The organism is Microbacterium sp. GW821-FHT01D02, from assembly GCF_059422585.1.
Genome location: NZ_JBWKXB010000003.1, coordinates 502,546 through 524,812, shown reverse-complemented (window position 1 = coordinate 524,812; position 22,267 = coordinate 502,546). Strand labels below are relative to the sequence as shown.

Below are 22,267 nucleotides of genomic sequence, written 5' to 3'. Positions count from 1 at the left end.
CGACGCTCGACGCCATCCTCGTGATGTGCGGCAGCGGGCCGCAGAACGGGAGGCATCATGAGCATCGGAAGTGGAATCGCCCTCTTCGTGATCGGAGCGATCCTCGTCTTCGCGGTGAACGTGGACGTACCGTGGATCGACCTGGACATGGTCGGCTACATCCTGATGGGCGCCGGCGTCCTCATCTTCCTCATCGGCATCGTGCTGCTGGCGCGTCGCCGCCGCACGGAGACGGTGTCCCGCACGTTCGTCGATCCCGCCACCGGCGAGCCGACGACGCGCCGATCGGTCAGCTCCAGCGGCGACGAGCCGGTGTGAGCAGGACGGCTGGCGGCATCCGCGCACGGAGCGACGCGGAGCCGTCAGTCGGTCGGCGTGCTCTCCAGGTGCTCCTCCACGAGCATGATCCCGCCGCTCGAACTCGCCGAGTGGGCCAGCTCCTCGATCCACTTCCTGCTCAGCTCCGGTGATTCCGGCTCCTGGAACACGAAGCGGAGCGGGATCGACGGGTGCAGCCACAGCGTCGATCGCCCGGGCGCGTCCCCTTCCGGGTGCCGCCAGGACAGGGTGAAGCTCTCGTTGCGACGGAGCTTGGTGGCGATGACGACCTTCAGATGCGCGAGTGCACGGTCATCGATCTGGATCGGTGTCTTCGCGTCTCCGTAATAGAGGCTACCCATCAGCGAGTGACGGGTTCGGCGGTGTGCGGGGGACGGACCATGGGACTCCTCGAGGGCATGCGCGAAGGACCGAGAAGCGCGGTCCGGGTACTCGAACTCTAGCCAGGACAGCGCGCAGGCTCCGGCGTCGGGCGTCGACCCGCCGTCGCAGGCGAACAGAGTGTTCGCCTGGTGTCACGGAGCGGGCAGCGCAGGTGGAACGCCGTAGGCCTCTCGGTACGCGGCGGTGAAGCGCGACGAGTTGCTGAATCCCCAGCGACGGGCGACCTCGCCCACCGAGCGGGCGCCGCCGACCTGCAGATCCCGATGGGCGCCCTCGAGCCGAGCGCGACGCAGCGCCTGTGCCGGCGTGATGTCGAGAGCGCGGCGGAACGCGTACTGGAGACCCCGCGTCGAGATGTAGGCCGCGGCCGCCACCTCGTCGATCGTGATGGGGAGGTGCGCGTTCTCATCGATGTACGCCAGGGCGCGGCGGACGGACGCCGGCGCACCGGAACGCTGAGCGGGTCGACGGAGCGCATCGCTGAAGGTCGTGGGGAATGCCGAGAGCGTCATCATCAGGGCATGCCGCTCGAGCTCGGCGCGCAGCAGGGGCTCCGCTCCCGCCGTCCCGAGGAGCTGCTCGACGTACGCGAACGACTTCTCCCAGCGATGCGCGTCAGCGGGGGAGTGGGGGACGAGTCCGGCCGCGCGCAGTTCGCTCCGGTCGTCTCCGGTGAGCTGCCGCGCAAGGTCCTCGGCGGCCCGACGATCGAAGATCACGGCCCGGACGTCGGCGGTACGGTCCCATTCCGCGTCGACCCGGGTGCCGTCGGAGATCCACGGCGAACGGGCATCCAGGGTGTCGCGACCGGCCCACACGCGGGCGGTGGGAGCGTCGACGCGGCACACGAGGATCTGGTCGTGCGGCTCGGCGGTCGAGTGCACCTGCGCGGCGAGCCGGTAGTTCACGAGCGTCGCGTCGTCGAGGTCTTCGGATCGCCAGTCGAAGCGGAAGCGGTGCGGATCAGCGCGCTGGAGCGACGACGAGGGTACGTACTGCTGCCACGTGGACTCCACCTGCTCCACATCCGTGGAGGTGAACTGCATGCGCTCCTCCTTGTTCTCCGCGCCGTCGTCTGTCGGGGCTTCAGCCGGTGACGGGCCGAATCGATCGTACGGGCCACGTTCCGTCGAGAGCATCCTCGGGGTCGAGGCGCCCGATGCTCACGAAGTACTCGGTGAGACTCGCAGCCTGTGATCTCGCCCAGCCGATCTGGTGGGTGTGCAGCTCGATCGGCGTCTCCGGAAGGGCGAACTGACGCGCCAGCGCCTGGGCCACGCGACCGGCGGCGATCGCGTCGGCGGATGCCTCATGGGCGGCTTCGAGTGCGACCGAGTAGTGGGCGGCCACGACCTCGAGTGTGCGCCTCCCCCGGCGGTAGCGGTCGTACGCCTTGTCGATCACGAGCGGATCGATGATCGGCGAGGGGTCGGCCAGCGGTTCCACATCGTGCCGGACGGCGTCGAACGCGAGCAGGGAGAAGTCGTAGGACGCGTTGTAGGCCACCACGGGCACGCCCTGGTCGAACAACGAGCGCAGTGCCGCGGTGACCTCGGCGACGACCTCGCGAGCGGGACGACCATGCGACCGCGCGTGTTCCGTCGTGATGCCGTGCACGGCGGTGGCGCCCTCGGGGATCGGGACCCCCGGGTCGGCCAACCAGGACCGCGCGGCGATCTCGCGACCCTCGGCATCGAGCACGCCCACGTATGCGGTGACGACACGGTCGGTCGTCACATCCACCCCTGTGGTCTCCAGGTCGAACACCCCGACGCGGGTGAGCCACGCGGGGAGGGCGAGACCGGACGGCATGTCCCCACGCTATGGCCGGGCGCCGACATTCAGGAGAAGGCGCACGGCGACTCGTAGACTCGGAGCATGACCGTGCCTTCCCCCTATGCGGATCGTCTTCGTCGCCTCCCCGTGCGCCGCTTCGAGGTCGAGGTGCGCGGTGCGACCACCGCCTACTGGGTGTACGGGCCGGAGGACGCCGAGACCACGGTCGTCGCGGTCCACGGATTCCGCGGCGAGCACCACGGTCTCGAACCCGTGCTCGCCTACCTTCCGGAGGTGCGGGTGGTCGCCCCCGATCTCCCCGGATTCGGGGAATCGGCGCCGCTGCCCGGCCGCAGACACGACCTCGACGAGTATGCCGGGTGGCTCACCGACTTCGCCGCGGCGGTCGCTCCGGGCGCCGTCATCCTCGGACACTCGTTCGGATCGATCGTGTCGTCCGCCGCCGTCGCCCGAGGACTGCAGACGCCGCGTCTGATCCTGCTCAACCCGATCGGTGCGCCCGCGCTCGAGGGGCCGAAGGGCCTGATGACGCGCCTCGCGGTGCTCTACTACGCCCTCGGCGCCCGGCTCCCGGAGAAGCTCGGCACCGCGCTGCTGCGCAACCGGATCATCGTCCGCGTGATGAGCATCACGATGGCGAAGACGAACGACCCGGGGCTGCGTCGGTTCATCCACGACCAGCACGACACCTACTTCTCACGATTCTCGGACCGAGATGTGCTTCGGGACGCCTTCGTGGCGAGCGTCTCCCACGACGTCAGTGAGTTCGCCCCCGCGATCGACGTGCCCACGCTGCTCGTCGCCGCCGAACGCGATGACATCACCCCCATCGAGGCCGAGCGCACGTTGGCCACGCTGTTCCCCGAGGCGTCGCTCGTCGAGATCGCCCATGTGGGGCACCTCATCCACTACGAGACGCCGGCCGAGGCTGCGGGTGCCGTGCGACGCTTCCTCAGGATTCCCGTCGCGCGAGGCCGATGAGCCCGGCGACCCGGAACGGGATCACCTCGCCCATCGCGAGGGAGGTCTCGGTCCGCTCGACGCCCTCGATCGACAGGATGCGCGCATCGGTGTCGAAGAGGTGACGTGCGTCGCGGCACGCGACCCGCGCGAGCAGGTCGATGGAGCCGCTGAGCCCGTGCGCCTGCACGACCTCGGGGATGCGGGCGAGCTCGTTGATGATCCGCGGCAACTCCGTCTGGCGCACGCCGATGCTCACGAAGGCCTGCAGGGGGAAGCCGAGCACATCCGGTGAGAACGACCTCTCGTAGGAGAGGAAGATGCCGGTCTGCTCCAAGCGCGCCATCCGCGCCTGGATCGTGTTGCGGGAGAGGCCGAGATTCTCCGCCAGCGCGACGATCGTGGTCCTCGGGTCGTCGGCGAGAGCGGCGAGAAGCTCGAGATCGATGCGGTCCAGTCCTGGCATAGTGCCAAACCCTAGCAGCACCGATAGGACGCATATTGAGCAACATGCTCAAGGCGATCTCGAATGCTTGAGCGAGGTGTGCAGCAGACGTACTCTCAGACCATGCCGGTGATGACGCCGACATCAGTGCGCGGAGCCTCACGAGGGCCGCCGAGGACGAGGAGGACGACGATGTCACCGCAGATCACCCCCATCGCAGACACCGCCCAGGATCTGGAGCTCGCCGAGCGCATCCTGGCGCCGGATGGAACCCGCATCGCGAACTCCCGGCTCGACCCGTTCGTCGCCGACGTCGATGCGGAGCAGCTGCGCTCCCTGCTCCGCGACATGGTCATCCTCCGCCGCATCGACGCCGAGGGCGTCGCTTTGCAGCGACAGGGTCAGCTCGGCCTCTGGGCACCCTGCCAGGGTCAGGAGGCGACGCAGATCGGCACCGCCAGGGCACTCGCCCCGGAGGACTACGTGTTCCCCAGCTACCGCGAGACCGGCGTCATCTATGCGCGCGGCGCGCAGCCGGGCGACTACGTCCGCATGTGGCGCGGAGAAGAGGGGGCGGCATACGACCCCGCTGCCCTCGGCGTCGCGCCGCTGCAGATCATCATCGGCGCGCAGACGCTGCACGCCGTCGGCTACGCGCTCGGCATCCAGCACGACCGCGCGGCCGAGGTGGCGGTGACGTACTTCGGAGACGGTGCGACGAGCCAGGGCGACGTCAACGAGGCGATGATCTTCGCCTCCTCGTACCAGGCGCCCGTGGTCTTCGTGTGCCAGAACAACCACTGGGCCATCTCCGAGCCGGTGTCGGTCCAGTCGCAGTACCCGATCGCCGGACGGGCGCCCGGTTTCGGGATCCCCAGCGTCCGGGTCGACGGCAACGACGTCATCGCCTGCATGGCCGCCATGCGCTGGGCCCTGGAGCACGCGCGCTCGGGCAAGGGGCCCGCCTACATCGAGGCCGTGACCTACCGGATGGGCCCGCACACGACGGCCGACGACCCGACCCGGTACCGCGATGAGGCCGAGCTCGAGTCGTGGCGCCGGCGCGACCCGATCGCCCGGCTCGAGGCCCACCTGCGCGCGAGGGGGGACCTGTCGGAGGAGCACCTCGCCGACACGCAGGCGGCAGCGGACATCGTCGCGAAGGAGATGCGCGCCGCGTGCCTCGGCATGGTGACGCGCCCGCCCCTCGCCGTCTTCGACGGCGTCTACGCCGAACCGCACACCGGTCTCGACCGGCAGCGCGACGAGTACGCCGCCTACCTCGCGAGCTTCGAGAGCGAGGCCGGAGCATGACCGAACTCACCCTCGGCAAGGCGCTCGGTGCCGGCCTCCGTCAGGCGATGAGGGACGACGACAAGGTCGTCCTCCTCGGCGAGGACATCGGCCGACTCGGCGGCGTGTTCCGCATCACCGACGGTCTGCTCGACGAGTTCGGCGCCGCCCGGGTGATCGACACGCCCCTGGCCGAGTCCGGCATCGTCGGGACCGCGGTGGGGTTGGCTTTCCGTGGATACCGTCCGGTCGTCGAGATCCAGTTCGACGGCTTCGTCTATCCCGCGTTCGACCAGATCGTCGCGCAGGTGGCCAAGCTCCACTACCGCACGCAGGGGCGCGTGAAGATGCCGATCACGATCCGCATCCCGTGGGCGGGCGGCATCGGCGCGGCCGAGCATCACTCCGAGTCCCCGGAGGCGTACTTCGTGCACACCGCCGGCCTCCGGGTCGTCGCCGTCTCGAACCCCGAGGATGCGTACCGGAGCCTGCGTCAGGCGATCGCTTCCGACGACCCGGTGATCTTCTTCGAACCGAAGCGGCTCTACCACCACAAGGGAGAGGTCGACCTCGAGGCTCCGCTGGCCGACGCGCCGCCGATAGGCCTGGCACGGGTGGTGCGTGCGGGTACCGACGCCACGCTGATCACCTACGGCGCGATGGTCGGCACCGCACTCCAGGCGGCGGAAGCCGCCGAGGACGAGGGGATCTCGCTGGAGGTGATCGATCTGCGCTCGCTCTCGCCGGTCGACTACGACTCCGTCGCCGCATCCGTCCGCAAGACCGGACGGGTCGTCGTCGCGCACGAGGCGTCGCGCGAAGCCGGGGTGGCCGCCGAGGTGATCGCGAGCATCACGGAACGGTGCTTCGAGTACCTGGAGTCCGCGCCCCTGAGGGTCACCGGACACGACGTGCCCTACCCGCCCGCGAAGCTCGAGAAGTACCACCTGCCCGACCTCGACCGGCTGCTCGACGCGGTCGACCGCGTGCTCGACCGACCGAACAGCTTGACGGGAGCGGACGCATGATCGCGGAGTTCCGGCTTCCCGACCTCGGCGAGGGACTCACCGAGGCCGAGGTGGTGCAGTGGCTGGTCGCCCCCGGGGACCAGGTCGCTCTCAACCAGACGCTCGCGGAGGTGGAGACGGCCAAGGCCGTGGTGGAGCTGCCGTCGCCGTACGAGGGGACGGTCTCGACACTGCATGCGGAGGCGGGGGAGACCGTCGCCGTCGGTGCACCGCTGATCGCGTTCGACGTCGTCGGTGAAGAGGAAGCTCCGGTGTCGTCCGACGACGGTGCCGAGAAGGCGCAACCGAACCTCGTCGGCTACGGGGCCGCCCCCACGACTGCCGGAAGGCCAGCTCGCCGAGCGCGCCGCATCGGTGGCACGCCCGCCGTCGTCGACACGGCGGTCCTCGAGGCGGCACCGCATGATGCGGCCCCGACCGTGGCGATCGACTCCGTCGTCGAGCGGCCGCGATCCACGCCTCCGGTGCGCGCGCACGCCAAGCGGCTCGGTATCGACCTCGTCCTCGTGGCCTCGGAAGTCGGCGACCGGCTGATCACCCGCGCCGACGTCGACGCCTATGCAGAACGCACCGGTGCACGCGGAACACGAGCGGACGAGGCGCCGTCGATCGCGACCTCCGTACCGTCGAGCCCGGCGGCACTCGCGGCGGACGAGCGCGAGACGCGCATCCCCATCCGCGGAGTGCGCAAGCACACGGCGGCGGCGATGGTGCAGAGCGCGTTCACGGCACCGCACGTCACGGTCTTCCATACCGTCGATGTGACGGCGACCATGGACCTCCTCGCGAAGCTCCGCGACGACCGCTCGCTGAGCGAGCACCGGATCGGTCCACTCGCCGTCGTGGCGAAGGCCGTGTGCCTCGCCCTCGGTCGGACCCCGGGTCTGAACTCGCGCTGGGACGAGCCCGCCGGGGAGATCGTTCAGCACAACTACGTCGATCTCGGGATCGCCGCGGCGACGGAGCGGGGCCTCATCGTCCCGATGATCCGCGACGCGGAACGCCTGACCCTGGTGGGGCTGGCCGACGCCGTGAAGACTCTCGCAGAGGTGGCGCGCTCGGGGAAGACCTCCCCGGCCGAACTCGCCGGCGGGACCTTCTCGATCTCGAACATCGGGGTGTTCGGAGTCGACGCGGGCACACCGATCCTCCCGCCCGGTCAGTCCGGGATCCTCGCTGTCGGCGCCGTCCGCCGACAGCCGTGGGAGTTCCGGGGAGACATCGCCCTGCGTCAGGTCATGACCCTGAGCCTCTCGTTCGACCACCGTCTGGTGGACGGAGCCGAGGGGGCGCGGTTCCTCAAGGACGTCGCCGACATCCTCGAGGAGCCCGGACGGGCGATGCTGCTCAGCTAGGCGCTCGCAGTGCGGCCTCCGCCATCGCGACCAGCACGGTCGCGGTGGCGGAGTGGCGTCGGGCGGCAGCCCGGGTGCTGTGCGGGGTCGAGTTGATCAGACCGAAGCACGCCTGCACCCGCAGACGCAGCTCGTCCCGATCCGTGTCGGCGTCGGACGGATGCAGCGGGGAGAGCGCGTCCATCCAGAGCTCGATGTAGGCGCGCTGCAGACGGCGGACCTCGGCGCGGTCGGCGGAGGACAGGAACGCGACGTCGCGGTCCTGCACCTGGATGACCTCGGCGTTGCCGAGGGCGAACTCCACGTGGAAGCGGATCAGCGCACGCATCCGCTCATCGGGGGCGGCAGCCTCCTCGGCCACACGACCCCCGCCATGGATGAGGTCCTGGCTGACCTTCACCAGCACCGCCCCCAGCAGGGCCTGCTTGCCGGCGAAGTGACGGTACACGGCGGGACCGGACACGCCCACGGCTGCCCCGATGTCCTCGAGGCTCACGCCGCTGTAGCCGCGCGCGGCGAAGAGTCGTGCGGCAGCGTGCAGGATCGCGTCGGACCGTTCGGCCTTGGCGCGGTCGCGGGCGGTGACCGGGCTTGTCATCTCAGTTAATCCTCGCTAACCTGATCGAACGGGTTAGTGAACACTAACCGAGAATGCCTGCACCGCGCCAGGGCTCGCCCGCGCGAACGTGAGTCGAGGAGGACGTCACGATGCCCGCAACCCAGGAGTCCCTCGCGCAGGAGCTGCGCGAGCGCCTCGCGAAAGCCGCCCGCGGGGGACCGGAGGCGTCTCGCGAGCGGCATGTGTCGCGCGGCAAGCTGCTCCCTCGGGACCGCGTCACGCGGGTGCTCGACGAGGGCAGCCCCTTCCTCGAGGTCGCACCGCTCGCCGCCGACGGACTTTACGGGGGAGAGGCGCCGGGCGCCGGAGTCATCGCCGGCATCGGGCTCGTCCACGGACGCCAGGTGATGGTCGTCTGCAACGACGCGACCGTGAAGGGCGGCACGTACTACCCGCTCACGGTGAAGAAGCACCTGCGCGCGCAGGAGATCGCGCTCGAGAACCGCCTGCCCTGTCTGTACCTGGTCGATTCGGGAGGAGCGTTCCTGCCGAAACAGGACGAGGTCTTCCCCGATCGGGAGCACTTCGGCCGGATCTTCTTCAACCAGGCCCGTATGTCGGCCGAGGGGATCCCGCAGCTCGCGGCGGTGCTCGGCTCGTGCACGGCCGGTGGCGCCTACGTTCCCGCCATGAGCGACGAGACCGTGATCGTGCGCGGACAGGGCACCATCTTCCTCGGCGGCCCGCCGCTGGTGAAGGCCGCGATCGGCGAGGTGGTGACGGCGGAGGAGCTGGGTGGCGGCGAGCTGCACGCGCGACGGAGCGGTGTCGTCGATCACCTGGCGGAGGACGACGAGCACGCTCTCGAGATCCTCCGCGACATCGTCGCCACGCTCCCTCCGCCCGCGGCTCCCGCCTGGGAGGTGCAGCGCAGTCGACCGCCGTCCGAGCTCACTCCGCTGTACGACGTCGTCCCCGTCGACGTGAACGCCGGGTACGACGTGCACGAGGTGATCTCGCGTCTGGTCGACGGCGACACGTTCCTGGAGTTCAAGCCGGCGTACGGAACCACGCTCGTCACGGGCTTCGCACGCCTCCACGGTCACCCGGTCGGCATCGTCGCGAACAACGGGGTCCTGTTCAGCGAATCCGCGCTCAAGGGGGCGCACTTCATCGAGCTGTGCGACCAGCGCGGCATCCCGCTCCTCTTCCTCCAGAACATCACGGGCTTCATGGTCGGGTCCGACGCCGAGGCCGGAGGGATCGCGAAGGACGGCGCGAAGATGGTCACCGCTGTCGCCAGCACCCGGGTGCCGAAGCTCACCGTCATCATCGGCGGCTCCTTCGGTGCGGGGAACTACTCGATGTGCGGGCGCGCGTACTCGCCGCGGTTCCTCTGGACCTGGCCCGCGAGCCGGATCTCGGTCATGGGCGGGGCGCAGGCCGCGTCGGTCCTGGCCACCGTCAAGGAGGATCAGCTCACCGCCCGAGGGGAGTCCTGGACCGGTGACGAGCGCGCCGCATTCGAGGACCCGATCCGCGAGCAGTACGAGAACCAGGGCGAGCCCTACTACGCCACCGCCCGCCTGTGGGACGACGGCATCGTCGATCCCGCGCAGACCCGCGACCTCCTGGGCCTCGCCCTCGACGTCGTCGCCCGCAGTCCGCTGCCCGAGCCGCGCTTCGGCGTCTTCCGGATGTGAGTGCCATGTCGCCGTCGAACACCGTCTCCTTCCACACCGTCCTCGTCGCCAACCGCGGGGAGATCGCCCGCCGCGTGATCCGCACCCTGCGCGCCCTCGGGATCCGCAGCGTGGCGGTCTACAGCGACGCCGACGCCGCAGCACCGCATGTGCGCGAGGCCGACGTCGCCGTGCGGATCGGCCCCGCACCCGCTTCCGACTCCTACCTCGACATCGATGCGGTGATCGCCGCAGCCCGCCGCACGGGGGCGCAGGCGATCCACCCGGGCTACGGCTTCCTCTCCGAGAGCGTCGGACTCGCCGAGGCCTGCGCAGAGAGCGGCATCGTGTTCATCGGTCCGTCCGTCGACGCCCTGCAGATCATGGGGGACAAGGCGCGCGCTCGTGAACACGTGCTGCGCTACGGTGTGCCCGTCGTCCCCGGGTTCGACGCCAAGGGGCTGTCCGATCTCGAGATCGCCGAGGAGGCCGACCGGGTCGGGTACCCGCTCCTCGTCAAGCCGAGTGCCGGCGGCGGCGGGAAGGGCATGGAGGTCGTCGCGGACGCGGCGGGTCTCCGAGCTGCACTCGCGTCGGCGCGACGGGTCGCGGCATCCGCCTTCGGGGACGATTCCCTCATCCTCGAACGGCTCATCCGCCGCCCGCGGCACATCGAGGTGCAGGTGTTCGGCGATACGCACGGGACGGTCGTCGCCCTCGGCGAGCGCGAGTGCACGCTCCAGCGTCGCCATCAGAAGGTGATCGAGGAGGCGCCGTCCGCCGGCATCCCCGCGCACACGCGTGAGCGACTGCTGTCCGCCGCGGTGCTCGCCGCGGAGAGCGTCGAGTACGTCGGCGCCGGCACCGTGGAGTTCCTCGTCGATGCCGACGCGCCGGACGAGGTCTTCTTCATCGAGATGAACACGCGGCTGCAGGTGGAGCATCCGGTGACCGAGGAGGTCACCGGTCTCGACCTGGTCGCCCTCCAGCTCCGGGCCGCGGATGGGCTCGCGCTGGACGTCACTCCCCGGCTCCGCGGCCATGCGGTCGAGGCGCGGGTGTACGCGGAGTCGCCCGAGCGCGGCTTCCTCCCCTCCACCGGCACGGTCCTGCTGTTCGAGGAGCCGGTCGGGGTGCGCGTCGACGCCGCGATCGAGACCGGCAGCGAGGTGACCGGGTTCTACGACCCGATGATCGCCAAGGTGATCGCGTTCGCCGACGATCGCGCCACCGCCCTCGCGCGGCTCGACGACGCTCTCGCCCGCACGGTCGTGCTGGGCGTGGACACGAACATCGCGTTCCTCCGCCGGCTCTGCCGTGACGCGCGGGTCGTCGCGGGGGACCTCGACACCGGCCTCATCGAGACCCTGCTGCCCCTGGCGGTCGAGCACCCCTCGTCCGCGCAGCTCGCGGCGGCCGCGGATGCCGTCGCGGTGCCGAGCACTCCGCCCCGCACGAGCGATCTGTGGCGCGAGCGACCGGGGTGGCGGCTCGGGGCCGAGAGCGTGGCATCAGGACGTTTCGTGGCGCTCACCGACGACGACGAGACGGTCGAGCTCGAGTCTGCTCCGGGAGCGGCTTCGCGACGTCCCGTGCGTGCCGCCGTGGATGCCGAGGGGGCGGTGTGGGTCGCGGAGGAGGGCCACACGGTCCGACTGCGCCCGCTCGACCGACGACAGCGGATGCTGCGTCGTCTCGCCGCCCGGGAGGCGGGTTCGGCGGCGACGGAGCCGGAGGGACGGGCACCCATGCCGGGCAGTGTGGTCGCCGTGCACGTCTCGGACGGCGACACCGTGTCGGCCGGCGACCCGCTGGTCGCGATCGAGGCGATGAAGATGGAGCACCAGGTGCTCGCGCCGCACGACGGCGTGGTGCATCTGCTGGTCGCCGTGGGCGATCAGGTGCGGCGCGACCAACCGGTCGCCCGTGTGACGACGGAGGAGAGTTGATCATGGAAGACCTGTCCGAGGAGGAGCGCGAGCTCGCCGCCATGGTGCGTGAGTTCGCCGACACCGTCGTGGCCCCTCAGGCCTACGAGGCCGACCGCACGCACACGCTGTCGATGGACGTCGTATCGCAGATGGGCGACCTGGGCCTGTTCGGCCTGCCGTTCCCGGAGGAATACGGCGGCCAGGGCGGCGACTACATGGCACTCGGCATCGCGATCGAGGCGCTGGGTCGCGTGGACCAGTCCATCGCGATCACCCTCGAGGCGGGGGTGAGTCTCGGAGCGATGCCGATCTTCCGGTTCGGCACGGAGGCGCAGCGCGAGGAGCTGCTGCCCGACCTCCTCGCCGGACGGGCGCTGGCGGGGTTCGGACTCACGGAGCCGGAAGCGGGCAGCGACGCCGGCGCGACGAGGACGACCGCCCGGCTGGAGGGCGACGAATGGGTGATCGACGGCTCGAAGCAGTTCATCACCAACTCGGGCACCCCGATCACGCGGTTCGTCACCGTGACCGCGGTCACCGGCACCGCCGACAACGGGCGCAAGGAGATCTCCACGATCATCGTCCCGAACGGCACACCGGGCTTCACCGTCGAGGCACCCTACGACAAGGTCGGCTGGAACGCGTCCGACACGCACCCGCTCACGTTCGACGGCGCACGCGTGCCCGCATCGAACCTCGTCGGGAAGCGGGGCACCGGCTTCCGCAACTTCCTCAGCATCCTCGACGAGGGACGCATCGCCATCGCGGCACTGTCCACCGGCGCGGCGGAAGGATGCCTGGAGGCGGCGGTCGAGTACGCGAAGAGCCGCACGATCTTCGGCAGCGCACTCAGCACCCGCCAGAACGCCCAATTCACCCTCGCACGCATGCGAGCCCGCGTGCACACGGCCAGGCTCGCATGGCATCACGCCGCCCGGCTGCGCGATGCGGGGAAGCCGTTCGCCGAGGCGGCGGCGATCGCGAAGCTCGTCGGCGGCGAGGCGGCCATGGACAACGCCCGAGATGCGACCCAGATCTTCGGCGGGAACGGTTTCATGAACGAGTTCCCCGTGGGTCGGCACTACCGCGACTCGAAGATCCTCGAGATCGGCGAGGGCACGACCGAGGTGCAGCTGCTCGTCATCGCCCGCGGGCTCGGCCTCGCCGGGTAGCGTGGCCATCATGACGCACGACATCCTCCAGCGGGGCCTGTACTACGAGGAGTTCGAGCTCGATGCCCGCTACCTGCATCGCCCGGGGCGCACCGCCACGGAGGCGGACAACGTGCTCTTCACGACGCTCACCATGAATACGCAGGCGCTGCATCTCGACGCGGCCTTCGCCGACGCCCAGGAGCCGTTCCACGCGCGGCTCATGAACTCGATGTGGACGCTCTCGACCATGGTCGGCGCCTCCGTGGCGCAGCTGACGCAGGGCACGCTGGTGGCGCAGCTCGGCTTCGGCGACATCACCTTCCCGCATCCCCTGTTCGCGGGGGACACGCTGTACACCGAGAGCGTGATCGTCGACCGACGCCTCTCGTCGTCCCGGCCGGGTCAGGGCATCGTGCAGATCGCCCACACCGGTCGCAACCAGGACGACACCGTCGTGGCCACGGCCGTGCGCTCCGTGCTGGTCCGCTGCCTTCCGGAAGGATCCGCCGCATGACGTTCGACCTCGGACCCGCGCTGCTGTTCTGCCCCGCCGACCGTCCCGAGCGCTTCCGCAAGGCGCTGGAGAGGGCCGACGCGATCATCCTCGACCTGGAGGATGCGGTCCTGCCGGACGCGAAGGAGACCGCGCGGGGGAACGTGATCACCGCCGACCTCGACCCGGCGCGCGTGATCGTGCGTGTGAACGCCCCCGACAGCGATGCCTTCGCCGCCGACCTCGAGGCGCTCGCACGGACCGACTTCCGCACCGTGATGGTGGCGAAGACCGAGAGCCCCGAGGCGTTGTCCGGCTTCGACGACGGGTACTCGCTGATCGCCCTGTGCGAGACCGCCCGTGGCATCCACGCCGCGGACCGCATCGCCGCCCATCCGCTGGTCGTGGCGATGATGTGGGGCGCGGAAGATCTCGTCGCGTCCCTCGGGGGCACCTCGTCACGGAACGCCGACGGCGAGTACCGGGAGATCGCCCGTTACGCCCGGTCCCGCGTGCTCCTCGAGGCGGGCGCCCACGGCAAGTCCGCGATCGACGCGGTGCACATCGACCTGGATGACGCGGCGGGACTCGAGCGCGAGGCCGTGGATGCCGCGGCGTCCGGATTCCGCGCCACCGCCTGCATCCATCCGAACCAGGTCGCGGCGATCCGCGCCGCCTATCGGCCGGACGGCGACGCCGTGGCCTGGGCGCACGCGGTGCTGGAGGCGGCGCGGAGCGAGCGGGGCGTCTTCCGCTTCCGGGGGCGCATGATCGACGAGCCGGTGCTCCGACACGCGCGTTCGGTGATCTCCCGCGCGGGCTGAAGCCATCCGGTCAGAGAACCGGCGACTCCTCGAGCAGACGCAGGTAGCCGGGTGCGGCGACGAAGCGATGCGCCGATCCGTTGCGCAGCACTTCGCCCTCGCGGGGGAGAGTGCCGCCGGAGACATGATCGATGACGGCGCGGATCACTCCACCGTGCGCGACGACGATGACCGATTCCGCCCGAGGCGTGGACCGGCGGCGTGCCTCGCGCGCGATGGCGTGCAGGGCGGTGATGGCACGCTCGCCGACCTCCTGCAGCGACTCGGCACCGGGTACCTCGGCATGCCAGTCGCCGTAGGTCGCGATGTAGTCCTCGACGAGCATGCCCTCGCCGTCGCCGAACTCCCGCTCGCGGATGTCGGGCACGACACCGACCACCTCCAGCCCGAGGCGCTCCGCGATGATCTCCGCGGTCTCCTTGGCTCGCAGCAGCGGACTCGTGTAGACGGCGTGATGCGTGCTGCCGGCCAGCTTCTCTGCCGCCCAGCGTGCATCCTCCCGCCCGGTGTCGTTCAGCGGGATGTCGGTGGAACCCTGGATGCGACGAGCGAGGTTCCAGTCGGTCTGGCCATGGCGGACGAGGGTGAGGTGGGTCACGAGAGGAGTTCCTGAAGTGCGGGGAGCACGTCGCTGGTGCCTGCGGCGATGGTGACATCGGCCCAGGCGTCCGCACGCGTCGGCTCGCGGTTGACGATGATCAGAGGGATGCTGCGGCGGCGCGCGCGCTCGACGAGACGCACACCGGAGTTGACCACCAGCGAGGAGCCGGCGACGATCAGGGCGGAGCTGGAGCGCAGCAGCGACTCCGCCGCACGGAAGCGGTCCTGCGGGACGTACTCGCCGAAGAACACGACGTCGGGCTTGAGCATCCCGCCGCACACGGTGCAGACGGGGACGATGAAGCCCTCCGTGCTCTCCGGCAGCACATCGCCGTCCGGGGCGAGCGCGACGTTCTCCGGCACGGTGATCCAGGGATTGAGCTCCTCGATCTGCACGGCGATGTCGCGGCGGTCGAAGACCTGGCCGCACCGCAGACACAGGACGCGACGCATGGTGCCGTGCACCTCGATCACGTGCGAGCTGCCCGCCCGAAGGTGCAGGCCGTCGACGTTCTGGGTGATGACGCCCGAGACGTGCCCCGACGCCTCCATCTGCGCAAGGGCGATGTGTCCCGCGTTCGGCCCGGCCTGCGCGAAGGCGCGCCAGCCGAGGTGCCCGCCGACCCAGTAGCGACGCCGCGCGGCCTCGTCACCCAGGTAGGTCTGGATCGTCATCGGGTCGCTGCGGGTCCGGGAGCCCTCTCCGCGGTACGCGGGGATGCCCGAGTCCGTGGAGATGCCGGCGCCGGTCAGGAGTGCGATGCGCCTGTCGCGCAGCAGCTCGGCGGCGTGGGCGATGGTGGCCGACAGCTCGGCGGTGTTCGACACGCTCACAGGACCTCCTCGAGCGAGTCTACGGCGTGCGGGCGGGACGGGGCTTCCCGCGGGAGGGGCCGTCCGACGCCCCGGGTTCGGCGCGGCCGGTGTGCGGTGGCAGAGTGGACCCCGTGGAACTGCTGCCTGTGACGGATGCCGACGACCCTCGACTCGACGACTACCGCGGACTCACCGACACCGCGCTCCGCGCCCTGTCCGAGCCGTCCGGCGGCCTGTACATCGCCGAATCGACCAAGGTCATCGCCCGTGCGGTCGCGGCGGGTCATCGTCCGCGCTCGGTCCTGGTGCAGGAGCGTCGGGTGGAGGACATCCGCGAGATCGTCGGCACCTTCGACGTCCCGGTTTACGTCGTCCCGGACGAGGTGGCCGAAGCGGTGACGGGCTTCGCCGTGCACCGCGGGACGATCGCGTCGATGCACCGTCCGGCCCTGCCGACCGTGGGTGAGGTGCTCGAGGGCGCCACCGTCGTGCTGATCCTGGAGAACATCGGCGACCACACGAACGTCGGTGCGGCCTTCCGCGCGGCCGCCGGTCTCGGTGCGGACGCCGTGCTCGTGTCCCCGGGAGGGGCGGACCCCCTCTACCGGCGCAGTGTCCGCGTGAGCATGGGCACCGTCTTCCAGGTGCCGTGGACCCGCATCACGGACTGGGACTCCGCCGTCGCCGACCTCCACGCCGCGCACTTCGACATCGCGGCACTGGCCCTGCGCGACGACGCGGTCACCCTCGAAGCCTATGTCGCCGACCGACCCGAACGCGTCGCCCTCGTGATGGGATCCGAGGGCGACGGTCTCTCCCGCACGGTGCTCGATCACGCCGACACGGTCGTCACGATCCCGATGTCGGGTGGCGTCGACTCGCTGAACGTGGCTTCGGCTGCGGCCGTCGCCCTCTGGGCCGTGAAGAGCTGACCCGTCAGTCCCGCTCGGGGAAGATCACCGGCGAGGGCTCGGGGCGCTTGGCCGTGATCGTGTCGCCCGATGACTGGTGCCGCAGCCGACGCAGGACCCAGGGGACCAGGTGCTCGCGCGCCCAGCCGAGGTCCTCGGATCGCGCCTCCCGCCAGGTGCGCAGCGGGAACGGCTCGGGCTGCATGGCCTCCAGGTCGTTCGGGACGTTGAGCGCACGCAGCACCATCCGTGCCACCTCGTGGTGTCCGAGAGCGTTGTAGTGCAGCCGGTCGTCGTCGAAGAAGCGCATATCCTGCACGACCTTGAGCGCCCACTGGTCCGCGACGATGCAGTCGTGGCGCTCGGCGATGGCACGGACGTTCTCGTTGTAGATGGCTACCTTGCCGCGGAACGCACGGAACACGGGCGTGAAGCCGGTGTCGATGCCGGTGAACAGGAGGACGGCGGCTCCGGTCGATGACAGGCGGGACACCGCGTCCTCGAGCTGGCTCGCGATCGCGTCGGGATCGGTGCCGGGGCGGATCACGTCGTTGCCGCCGGCGCAGATCGACACCAGGTCGGGGCGCAGGGCGACGGCGGGCTCGATCTGGTCGGCGACGATCTGGGCGATGAGCTTTCCGCGGACGGCGAGGTTCGCGTACGCGAAGTCGTCGACCTGGGCGGCGAGCACCTCGGCGACGCGGTCCGCCCAGCCCCGGTGGTTGCCCGGATGCGCCGGATCAGGGTCGCCGATGCCCTCCGTGAAGGAGTCTCCGACGGCGACGAAACGGCGCCACGGGTGCGCGGTCTCGTTGGGGACGTAGGGGGTCCGAGGCGAATCCTGGTCGGTCATCCAGCTCTCCTTCGCGAACGTTCTGCGCCCGCGACGGTGGCCGCAGCGCAGAGACAGAGCCTACCCGCAGCGGCACGTCCGGGGGAGGGGCACGCGCGGGAACCGTGGCGAGTGATCCAGTGTCCGCGGCAGCGATTATCGTGGACTCGATGCTCTCTCCGTCCTTTCCTCAGCGCGCCCCCTGGGGAACCGCAAGCAAGCTGCGCGCCTGGCAGCAGGAGGCGCTCGACCAGTACTTCGAGGCGGACCAGCGGGACTTCCTCGTCGCCGCCACCCCCGGCGCAGGAAAGACCACCTTCGCCCTCACGCTGGCCGTCGAGCTCATGCGCATGGGGGAGGTCAACCGCATCATCGTGGTCGCCCCGACCGAGCACCTCAAGACGCAGTGGGCCGACGCCGCCGCACGCGTGCACATCCGCCTCGACCCGCGGTTCCGCAACAGCGACTGGGCGCCGGCGCGGCACTATCACGGTGCGGTGGTGACCTACGCGCAGGTCGCGGCGAAGTCCTCGGTGCACCGGCACCTCACCGAAGACGCGAAGACCCTGGTCATCCTCGACGAGGTGCATCACGGCGGCGACGCGCTCAGCTGGGGCGACGCGATCCGCGATGCCTACGGACCCGCCAAGCGCCGCCTCCTCCTCTCCGGTACCCCCTTCCGCAGCGACACGGCGCCGATTCCCTTCGTGGAGTACCACCCGGACGAGTCCGGTGCGCGCATCTCCCGCACCGACTACAACTACGGCTACGGCCGGGCACTCGCCGACGGCGTCGTCCGCCCCGTGCTGTTCCACATGTACGCGGGCAAGATGCGCTGGCGCACGACCACCGGCGATGAACTCGAGACGCACCTCGGTCAGGACAACACGAAGGACGTGACGTCGCAGGCCTGGAGGACGGCGCTCGACCCCGAGGGCGACTGGATGCCGGCGGTGCTGTCGGCGGCCGATCGACGTCTCACCGAGATCCGACATCACGTACCGGATGCCGGTGGACTCGTGCTCGCGACCGACCAGACGGTCGCGCGCGCCTACGCCAAGATCCTGCACAGCATCACGGGCCAGCAGGCGACCGTCGTGCTCTCCGACGACGCCACGGCCTCGGAGCGGATCGAGAGGTTCAGCGCGAACGACTCGCGGTGGATGGTCGCCGTGCGCATGGTGTCCGAGGGCGTCGACGTCCCCCGTCTCGCCGTGGGCGTGTACGCGACGTCGTCGTCCACGCCGCTGTTCTTCGCGCAGGCGATCGGCCGCTTCGTGCGGGCCCGACGTCGGGGTGAGGCCGCCAGCGTGTTCCTTCCGCAGGTGCCCGTGCTGATGGGGCTCGCGAACGAGATGGACAAGCAGCGCGACCACGCGCTCGACCGGCAGTCGAAGGAGGAGGACGGCCTCGACGACTCGCTCCTCGAGAGCGCCAATCGCGAGGAGGAGACCTCCGATGCGCTGACCCAGGAGTTCAGCTACCAGGCGCTCTCGTCCGTGGCGCACTTCGACCGTGTGGTGTTCGAGGGGCAGGAGTTCGGACAGCTGGCCGAACCCGGTACGCCGGAGGAGGAGGAGTTCATCGGCTTCCCCGGACTCCTGGAGCCCGAGCACGTGCACGAGCTGCTCATGCAGCGTCAGAGCCGGCAGTCGCGGCTGCGTGAGGCGCGCGAGGCCTCCACGGCACCGACCGAGACCACGACGCTGCCCCCGCCCCTGCATCGCACGCTCAAGGAGCAGCGGCAGCTGCTGAACAGTCTCGTGGGTCTGTACGCCCGGCAGAAGGGCGAGCCGCACGGCGCCGTCCACGCGGAGCTCCGGCGCATCTGCGGCGGGCCCGCGGTGGCGCAGGCGACCGTGACGCAGCTGCAGTCGCGCATCGAGGTCCTGCGCAAGCGCGTCCGCTCCTGACGGGTGCGTCTCGGGCCACGTCCGCTGCCGCGCTTCGGAGCCCCGAAATGCTGTCAATCCGCGGCTGAGCGAGGTGTCCGACCGGCGGCGCGGATAGCGTGGAACGGTTGCCCGCGCTCCGGGCACTGCCCCACCTGGAGGAACCATGACAGCCCCTGCTGCCGCCGACCCGACCCCCGCCGATCGCCGGCGCTGGGCCCGTTACCTCGTCGAGGAGCGCGCCGAGGGCGCCGTGTACCAGAAGCTCGCCGCGCGCCGAGAGGGGGAGGAGCGGGAGATCCTGCTCAGCCTCGCCGATGCCGAGCGCCGCCACGAGCAGCACTGGCTGGACCTGCTCGGCTCCGAACCCGCACGTCTGCCTCGTGCCGGTATCCGCTCCCGCATGCTCGGGTGGATGGCCGGACGGTTCGGATCGATCTTCGTCCTCGCTCTCGCACAGAGCGCTGAGGCTCGCTCTCCCTACGATTCCGAGCAGTACGCGACGCCCGCCATGCGGGCCGATGAGAAGGTGCACTACGAGGTCGTCCGCGGTCTCGCCGCCCGCGGTCGTCGCCGGCTCTCCGGCTCGTTCCGCGCCGCCGTGTTCGGTGCCAACGACGGTCTGGTGAGCAACCTCGCGCTCGTGCTGGGCATCGGCGCCACCGGGGTCAGCTCCGGCTTCGTGCTCTTCAGCGGCATCGCGGGGCTCCTGGCCGGCGCCCTGTCGATGGGGGCAGGGGAGTTCGTCTCGGTGCGCTCCCAGCGCGAGCTCCTGGCCGCGACTGAGGCGAACGAGGATGCGGCGGCCGCCGCGGTCGACCTGGACATCGATGAGAACGAGCTGGCACTCGTCTACCGCGCGCGGGGCATGGACCAGCAGGAGTCCCTGGCGCGGGCGCACCGTATCGTGGAGGCGGCGCAGGCCGGTGTCCGTCGCGCGGCGACCGGACCGGTGAACATCCAGAGCGGAGACGACCACGAGATCGTCGGCAGCGACTGGACGGCCGCGATCTCCAGCTTCCTCCTCTTCGCGTCCGGCGCGATCATCCCCGTGCTGCCGTGGATCTTCGGCCTCCAGGGCGCGACGGCGATCATCGTGGCGCTCGTGCTGGTCGGCATCGCCCTGCTCAGCACCGGCGCCATGGTCGGTGTGCTCTCCGGCGGCCCGCCCCTGCGTCGCGCCCTGCGCCAGCTCGCGATCGGCTTCGGCGCCGCCGCGATCACCTACGTCCTCGGTCTCCTCTTCGGCGTGGGTGCGGTCTGATCGAGGATCGTCCCGTCAGCCGTCAGAGCGGGTGATCGCGGGGAACGTGTAGCCGCCGTCGAGGACGGACGCGTCGGGTTCGTACATCCGCATCACCGGACGGAAGTCACCGGCCGGCGCGGGCAGCCAGTTCGCCGCGGCGGTGGGCTCGGCCGGCGGCTCATGACTGATCGTGATGGTCAGGGCCCCGTCCTCGTCGCGGACGACCCCCGGCGTCCGATCGCCGATCGAGTAGCGGGCGATCGGGTTCTCGACGAGGTAGAAGTCCGGAACCGAGTACATCGTGAGCGACCAGAAAGCGGCGACGGGCGGCGGGGGATCGAGCCGCAGCGTGTACGTCCGTGCACCCGTGAGCTGTTCACCACGGTCGTCGACGTAGGTCATGATGTACGCCGCCTCATAAGGGTGGTTTCCCCAGAGGCCTCCGAGGGCGGCGGCCGCGCGTTCGACGATGCGCAGCTTCGGGTCGCTCATCTTGAATCGATCATCGTCGAGCGCGCCGATCTCGAAGTAGTCGAGGTTGTAGTCGAACGCGTGGAACGTGAGCTTCCACCCGTTCTCCTCGGGACTGGACCCGTGGGTCAGGGCCGTGTGCAGCACCTCCTTCGCCGCGTCCAGGTCTCCCACGAGCCGGGCGGCCTCGGACAGGGAGATCGACGCATACGGCGAGGGGCCGGTCGTGGTGATGCCCGTCGCGGCGAGTGAGTCCTGCAGCGGGACGTCGCGGGGCGCCGGCGGGAACTGCTGGGACCAGACCCGGAGCTTCTCGAGGAAGCGCGCGCTCTCCGGGACGAGCGGGTCCGGTTCGGCCAGGCCCGCGGGGGAGGCCCCGTCGTCGAGCGGCCGAAGGGTCGTCGCGTCCTGGAGCGCGTGCACGGTCGGAAGGTCGGCATCGTCGCTGACGGCCCACCGGCCGACGATCGAGGCCACGGTGGTGGGGAACCGGATGACCGTCAGGCCACCGGCGTCTCCCGACCATTCCGGCGGGACCAGGAGGAATGTGCCCGCGGCCGTCCCCGTCGCGCGATGGCCGACGTAGGCGAAGTTGTCCGTCCAGGCGTCGACGAACTGCAGCACGTAGTAGCGCCCGGCCGTGTCCGGCACGCGCAGCTCGACCGGTCCGACGCTCAGGTCGACCTGCGCCATCGAATACAGCGTGTCGTTGTTGATCGTGACGAAGGTGTCGTCGGGCCCGGCGAGTGTGCGGGCGTGGCTGAACGTGTTGAAGGGGGCGGCCGGGTTCGCTCCGACCCCCGTCGTCGTGTAGCGGATCACCTGATCGAGGTTGAAGACGAGCGGGAATCCGTAGAGGTAGGCCTGGAGGATGGCGGCACGGTCTGCGTCGAGGTCGGTCATGCACGCAGGCTAGCCACACGGCGCGAGATCAGGATCGAGGGATCATCCATACCGGATGAGGCATACGGCGACGACGAGGCGCCCGACGGGACCACCCGCGGAGGGAAAGAGGGGCAGATACGAAGAAGCCCCGGAGCATTCCTGGTGAACCAGGGATGCTCCGGGGCTGTCTGTGCGCGGAGGGGGACTTGAACCCCCACGCCCTTACGGGCACTACGACCTCAACGTAGCGCGTCTACCATTCCGCCACCCGCGCAGGTGTTGGATTTGATCGTTGCCGACCGAAGAATGAGATTAGCACGATATCCGGCGGGCTTCGAACCGAGCGGTACGCCCGGGCGTGGCTCGCCGT

22 protein-coding genes and 1 tRNA gene are annotated in these 22,267 nt (G+C 70.3%); 13 read left to right on the top strand and 10 right to left on the bottom strand.

The window, feature by feature from the left end; all coding sequences use genetic code 11:
• The first annotated feature begins 57 nt into the window (after positions 1 to 57).
• Positions 58 to 318: a DUF6458 family protein gene (locus tag AC07VM_RS16070; protein WP_267418462.1), complete on the top strand. Its 261-nt coding sequence runs from the start codon at positions 58 to 60 to the stop codon at positions 316 to 318.
• A gap of 44 nt (positions 319 to 362) precedes the next feature.
• Here AC07VM_RS16070 and AC07VM_RS16065 read toward each other — a convergent pair whose 3' ends face one another.
• The 3 genes from AC07VM_RS16065 to AC07VM_RS16055 form a co-directional block, all read right to left on the bottom strand.
• Positions 363 to 680: a DUF7882 family protein gene (locus AC07VM_RS16065; RefSeq protein ID WP_494912210.1), complete on the bottom strand. Its 318-nt coding sequence runs from the start codon at positions 678 to 680 to the stop codon at positions 363 to 365.
• A 174-nt stretch (positions 681 to 854) separates the two neighbouring features.
• Positions 855 to 1,769: a helix-turn-helix transcriptional regulator gene (locus AC07VM_RS16060; RefSeq protein WP_267418464.1), complete on the bottom strand. Its 915-nt coding sequence runs from the start codon at positions 1,767 to 1,769 to the stop codon at positions 855 to 857.
• Positions 1,770 to 1,809: 40 nt separating this feature from the next.
• Entirely contained in the window at positions 1,810 to 2,535 is a 726-nt protein-coding gene (locus AC07VM_RS16055) for a 3'-5' exonuclease (protein ID WP_494912208.1), read from the bottom strand.
• Positions 2,536 to 2,601: 66 nt separating this feature from the next.
• Here AC07VM_RS16055 and AC07VM_RS16050 point away from each other — a divergent pair, with 66 nt between their 5' ends.
• Positions 2,602 to 3,501 carry an alpha/beta fold hydrolase gene (locus AC07VM_RS16050; protein WP_494912206.1) on the top strand — a complete coding sequence of 300 codons (900 nt, stop codon included), beginning with the start codon at positions 2,602 to 2,604 and terminating at the stop codon, positions 3,499 to 3,501.
• On the opposite strand, the gene AC07VM_RS16045 is transcribed toward AC07VM_RS16050, so the two are convergent.
• The gene (locus AC07VM_RS16045; protein WP_267418470.1) at positions 3,473 to 3,946 is read right to left on the bottom strand and encodes an Lrp/AsnC family transcriptional regulator; all 474 of its coding nucleotides are present in this window, start codon (positions 3,944 to 3,946) and stop codon (positions 3,473 to 3,475) included. The genes AC07VM_RS16050 and AC07VM_RS16045 overlap by 29 nt on opposite strands.
• A 171-nt stretch (positions 3,947 to 4,117) precedes the next feature.
• Here AC07VM_RS16045 and pdhA point away from each other — a divergent pair, with 171 nt between their 5' ends.
• Genes pdhA through AC07VM_RS16030 form a run of 3 tightly spaced genes read left to right on the top strand, consistent with a single transcriptional unit; the run spans position 4,118 to position 7,601 of the window.
• Positions 4,118 to 5,239, top strand: coding sequence for a pyruvate dehydrogenase (acetyl-transferring) E1 component subunit alpha (pdhA, locus tag AC07VM_RS16040; protein WP_494912205.1), 1,122 nt, complete (start codon positions 4,118 to 4,120; stop codon positions 5,237 to 5,239).
• Positions 5,236 to 6,246 carry an alpha-ketoacid dehydrogenase subunit beta gene (locus AC07VM_RS16035; RefSeq protein ID WP_494912203.1) on the top strand — a complete coding sequence of 337 codons (1,011 nt, stop codon included), beginning with the start codon at positions 5,236 to 5,238 and terminating at the stop codon, positions 6,244 to 6,246. The genes pdhA and AC07VM_RS16035 overlap by 4 nt, the downstream gene beginning before the upstream one ends.
• Positions 6,243 to 7,601 carry a dihydrolipoamide acetyltransferase family protein gene (locus AC07VM_RS16030; RefSeq protein WP_494912201.1) on the top strand — a complete coding sequence of 453 codons (1,359 nt, stop codon included), beginning with the start codon at positions 6,243 to 6,245 and terminating at the stop codon, positions 7,599 to 7,601. The genes AC07VM_RS16035 and AC07VM_RS16030 overlap by 4 nt, the downstream gene beginning before the upstream one ends.
• On the opposite strand, the gene AC07VM_RS16025 is transcribed toward AC07VM_RS16030, so the two are convergent.
• Entirely contained in the window at positions 7,594 to 8,199 is a 606-nt protein-coding gene (locus AC07VM_RS16025; RefSeq protein WP_267418478.1) for a TetR/AcrR family transcriptional regulator, read from the bottom strand. The two genes, AC07VM_RS16030 and AC07VM_RS16025, sit on opposite strands and share 8 nt — an antisense overlap.
• Before the next feature lie 110 nt (positions 8,200 to 8,309).
• Here AC07VM_RS16025 and AC07VM_RS16020 point away from each other — a divergent pair, with 110 nt between their 5' ends.
• Genes AC07VM_RS16020 through AC07VM_RS16000 form a run of 5 tightly spaced genes read left to right on the top strand, consistent with a single transcriptional unit; the run spans position 8,310 to position 14,244 of the window.
• On the top strand, positions 8,310 to 9,863 hold the full coding sequence (locus AC07VM_RS16020; RefSeq protein ID WP_494912200.1) for a carboxyl transferase domain-containing protein: 1,554 nt from the start codon (positions 8,310 to 8,312) through the stop codon (positions 9,861 to 9,863).
• A gap of 5 nt (positions 9,864 to 9,868) precedes the next feature.
• Positions 9,869 to 11,791, top strand: a complete 1,923-nt coding sequence (locus AC07VM_RS16015; protein WP_494912198.1) for an ATP-binding protein — start codon at positions 9,869 to 9,871, stop codon at positions 11,789 to 11,791.
• Between the two features lie 2 nt (positions 11,792 to 11,793).
• Entirely contained in the window at positions 11,794 to 12,945 is a 1,152-nt protein-coding gene (locus AC07VM_RS16010; RefSeq protein ID WP_494912196.1) for an acyl-CoA dehydrogenase family protein, read from the top strand.
• Between the two features lie 10 nt (positions 12,946 to 12,955).
• A complete protein-coding gene (locus AC07VM_RS16005; protein WP_494912194.1) occupies positions 12,956 to 13,441 on the top strand; it encodes a MaoC family dehydratase in 486 nt (161 codons plus the stop codon).
• Positions 13,438 to 14,244, top strand: coding sequence for an HpcH/HpaI aldolase/citrate lyase family protein (locus AC07VM_RS16000; protein WP_494912193.1), 807 nt, complete (start codon positions 13,438 to 13,440; stop codon positions 14,242 to 14,244). The genes AC07VM_RS16005 and AC07VM_RS16000 overlap by 4 nt, the downstream gene beginning before the upstream one ends.
• Before the next feature lie 10 nt (positions 14,245 to 14,254).
• Here the strand turns inward: AC07VM_RS16000 and AC07VM_RS15995 are convergent, their stop codons facing one another.
• Together AC07VM_RS15995 and AC07VM_RS15990 are read right to left on the bottom strand one after the other, a co-directional pair.
• Positions 14,255 to 14,842 carry a histidine phosphatase family protein gene (locus AC07VM_RS15995; RefSeq protein ID WP_267418484.1) on the bottom strand — a complete coding sequence of 196 codons (588 nt, stop codon included), beginning with the start codon at positions 14,840 to 14,842 and terminating at the stop codon, positions 14,255 to 14,257.
• Positions 14,839 to 15,678 carry a Sir2 family NAD-dependent protein deacetylase gene (locus AC07VM_RS15990; RefSeq protein ID WP_494912191.1) on the bottom strand — a complete coding sequence of 280 codons (840 nt, stop codon included), beginning with the start codon at positions 15,676 to 15,678 and terminating at the stop codon, positions 14,839 to 14,841. The genes AC07VM_RS15995 and AC07VM_RS15990 overlap by 4 nt, the downstream gene beginning before the upstream one ends.
• Positions 15,679 to 15,791: 113 nt before the next feature.
• Between AC07VM_RS15990 and AC07VM_RS15985 the strand changes: the two genes are divergently transcribed.
• A complete protein-coding gene (locus AC07VM_RS15985; RefSeq protein WP_494912190.1) occupies positions 15,792 to 16,592 on the top strand; it encodes a TrmH family RNA methyltransferase in 801 nt (266 codons plus the stop codon).
• Between the two features lie 4 nt (positions 16,593 to 16,596).
• Here the strand turns inward: AC07VM_RS15985 and AC07VM_RS15980 are convergent, their stop codons facing one another.
• The gene (locus AC07VM_RS15980) at positions 16,597 to 17,424 is read right to left on the bottom strand and encodes an SGNH/GDSL hydrolase family protein (RefSeq protein ID WP_494912188.1); all 828 of its coding nucleotides are present in this window, start codon (positions 17,422 to 17,424) and stop codon (positions 16,597 to 16,599) included.
• A gap of 149 nt (positions 17,425 to 17,573) precedes the next feature.
• Between AC07VM_RS15980 and AC07VM_RS15975 the strand changes: the two genes are divergently transcribed.
• The gene (locus AC07VM_RS15975; RefSeq protein ID WP_494912187.1) at positions 17,574 to 19,316 is read left to right on the top strand and encodes a DEAD/DEAH box helicase; all 1,743 of its coding nucleotides are present in this window, start codon (positions 17,574 to 17,576) and stop codon (positions 19,314 to 19,316) included.
• A gap of 145 nt (positions 19,317 to 19,461) precedes the next feature.
• The gene (locus AC07VM_RS15970; RefSeq protein ID WP_494912185.1) at positions 19,462 to 20,559 is read left to right on the top strand and encodes a VIT1/CCC1 transporter family protein; all 1,098 of its coding nucleotides are present in this window, start codon (positions 19,462 to 19,464) and stop codon (positions 20,557 to 20,559) included.
• 15 nt (positions 20,560 to 20,574) lie between these two features.
• Here AC07VM_RS15970 and AC07VM_RS15965 read toward each other — a convergent pair whose 3' ends face one another.
• A complete protein-coding gene (locus tag AC07VM_RS15965) occupies positions 20,575 to 21,915 on the bottom strand; it encodes a DUF1254 domain-containing protein (RefSeq protein ID WP_494912183.1) in 1,341 nt (446 codons plus the stop codon).
• A gap of 173 nt (positions 21,916 to 22,088) precedes the next feature.
• Positions 22,089 to 22,171: transfer RNA gene (locus tag AC07VM_RS15960), tRNA-Leu, on the bottom strand.
• Positions 22,172 to 22,267: the final 96 nt, after the last annotated feature.

Excerpts from the sequence above, each read along its gene's own strand:
- AC07VM_RS16070 (WP_267418462.1), top strand. The coding sequence starts at position 58 with ATGAGCATCGGAAGTGGAATCGCCCTCTTCGTGATCGGAGCGATCCTC.
- AC07VM_RS16065 (WP_494912210.1), bottom strand. The coding sequence starts at position 680 with ATGGGTAGCCTCTATTACGGAGACGCGAAGACACCGATCCAGATCGAT.
- AC07VM_RS16060 (WP_267418464.1), bottom strand. The coding sequence starts at position 1,769 with ATGCAGTTCACCTCCACGGATGTGGAGCAGGTGGAGTCCACGTGGCAG.
- AC07VM_RS16055 (WP_494912208.1), bottom strand. The coding sequence starts at position 2,535 with ATGCCGTCCGGTCTCGCCCTCCCCGCGTGGCTCACCCGCGTCGGGGTG.
- AC07VM_RS16050 (WP_494912206.1), top strand. The coding sequence starts at position 2,602 with ATGACCGTGCCTTCCCCCTATGCGGATCGTCTTCGTCGCCTCCCCGTG.
- AC07VM_RS16045 (WP_267418470.1), bottom strand. The coding sequence starts at position 3,946 with ATGCCAGGACTGGACCGCATCGATCTCGAGCTTCTCGCCGCTCTCGCC.
- pdhA (WP_494912205.1), top strand. The coding sequence starts at position 4,118 with ATGTCACCGCAGATCACCCCCATCGCAGACACCGCCCAGGATCTGGAG.
- AC07VM_RS16035 (WP_494912203.1), top strand. The coding sequence starts at position 5,236 with ATGACCGAACTCACCCTCGGCAAGGCGCTCGGTGCCGGCCTCCGTCAG.
- AC07VM_RS16030 (WP_494912201.1), top strand. The coding sequence starts at position 6,243 with ATGATCGCGGAGTTCCGGCTTCCCGACCTCGGCGAGGGACTCACCGAG.
- AC07VM_RS16025 (WP_267418478.1), bottom strand. The coding sequence starts at position 8,199 with ATGACAAGCCCGGTCACCGCCCGCGACCGCGCCAAGGCCGAACGGTCC.
- AC07VM_RS16020 (WP_494912200.1), top strand. The coding sequence starts at position 8,310 with ATGCCCGCAACCCAGGAGTCCCTCGCGCAGGAGCTGCGCGAGCGCCTC.
- AC07VM_RS16015 (WP_494912198.1), top strand. The coding sequence starts at position 9,869 with ATGTCGCCGTCGAACACCGTCTCCTTCCACACCGTCCTCGTCGCCAAC.
- AC07VM_RS16010 (WP_494912196.1), top strand. The coding sequence starts at position 11,794 with ATGGAAGACCTGTCCGAGGAGGAGCGCGAGCTCGCCGCCATGGTGCGT.
- AC07VM_RS16005 (WP_494912194.1), top strand. The coding sequence starts at position 12,956 with ATGACGCACGACATCCTCCAGCGGGGCCTGTACTACGAGGAGTTCGAG.
- AC07VM_RS16000 (WP_494912193.1), top strand. The coding sequence starts at position 13,438 with ATGACGTTCGACCTCGGACCCGCGCTGCTGTTCTGCCCCGCCGACCGT.
- AC07VM_RS15980 (WP_494912188.1), bottom strand. The coding sequence starts at position 17,424 with ATGACCGACCAGGATTCGCCTCGGACCCCCTACGTCCCCAACGAGACC.
- AC07VM_RS15975 (WP_494912187.1), top strand. The coding sequence starts at position 17,574 with ATGCTCTCTCCGTCCTTTCCTCAGCGCGCCCCCTGGGGAACCGCAAGC.
- AC07VM_RS15970 (WP_494912185.1), top strand. The coding sequence starts at position 19,462 with ATGACAGCCCCTGCTGCCGCCGACCCGACCCCCGCCGATCGCCGGCGC.
- AC07VM_RS15965 (WP_494912183.1), bottom strand. The coding sequence starts at position 21,915 with ATGACCGACCTCGACGCAGACCGTGCCGCCATCCTCCAGGCCTACCTC.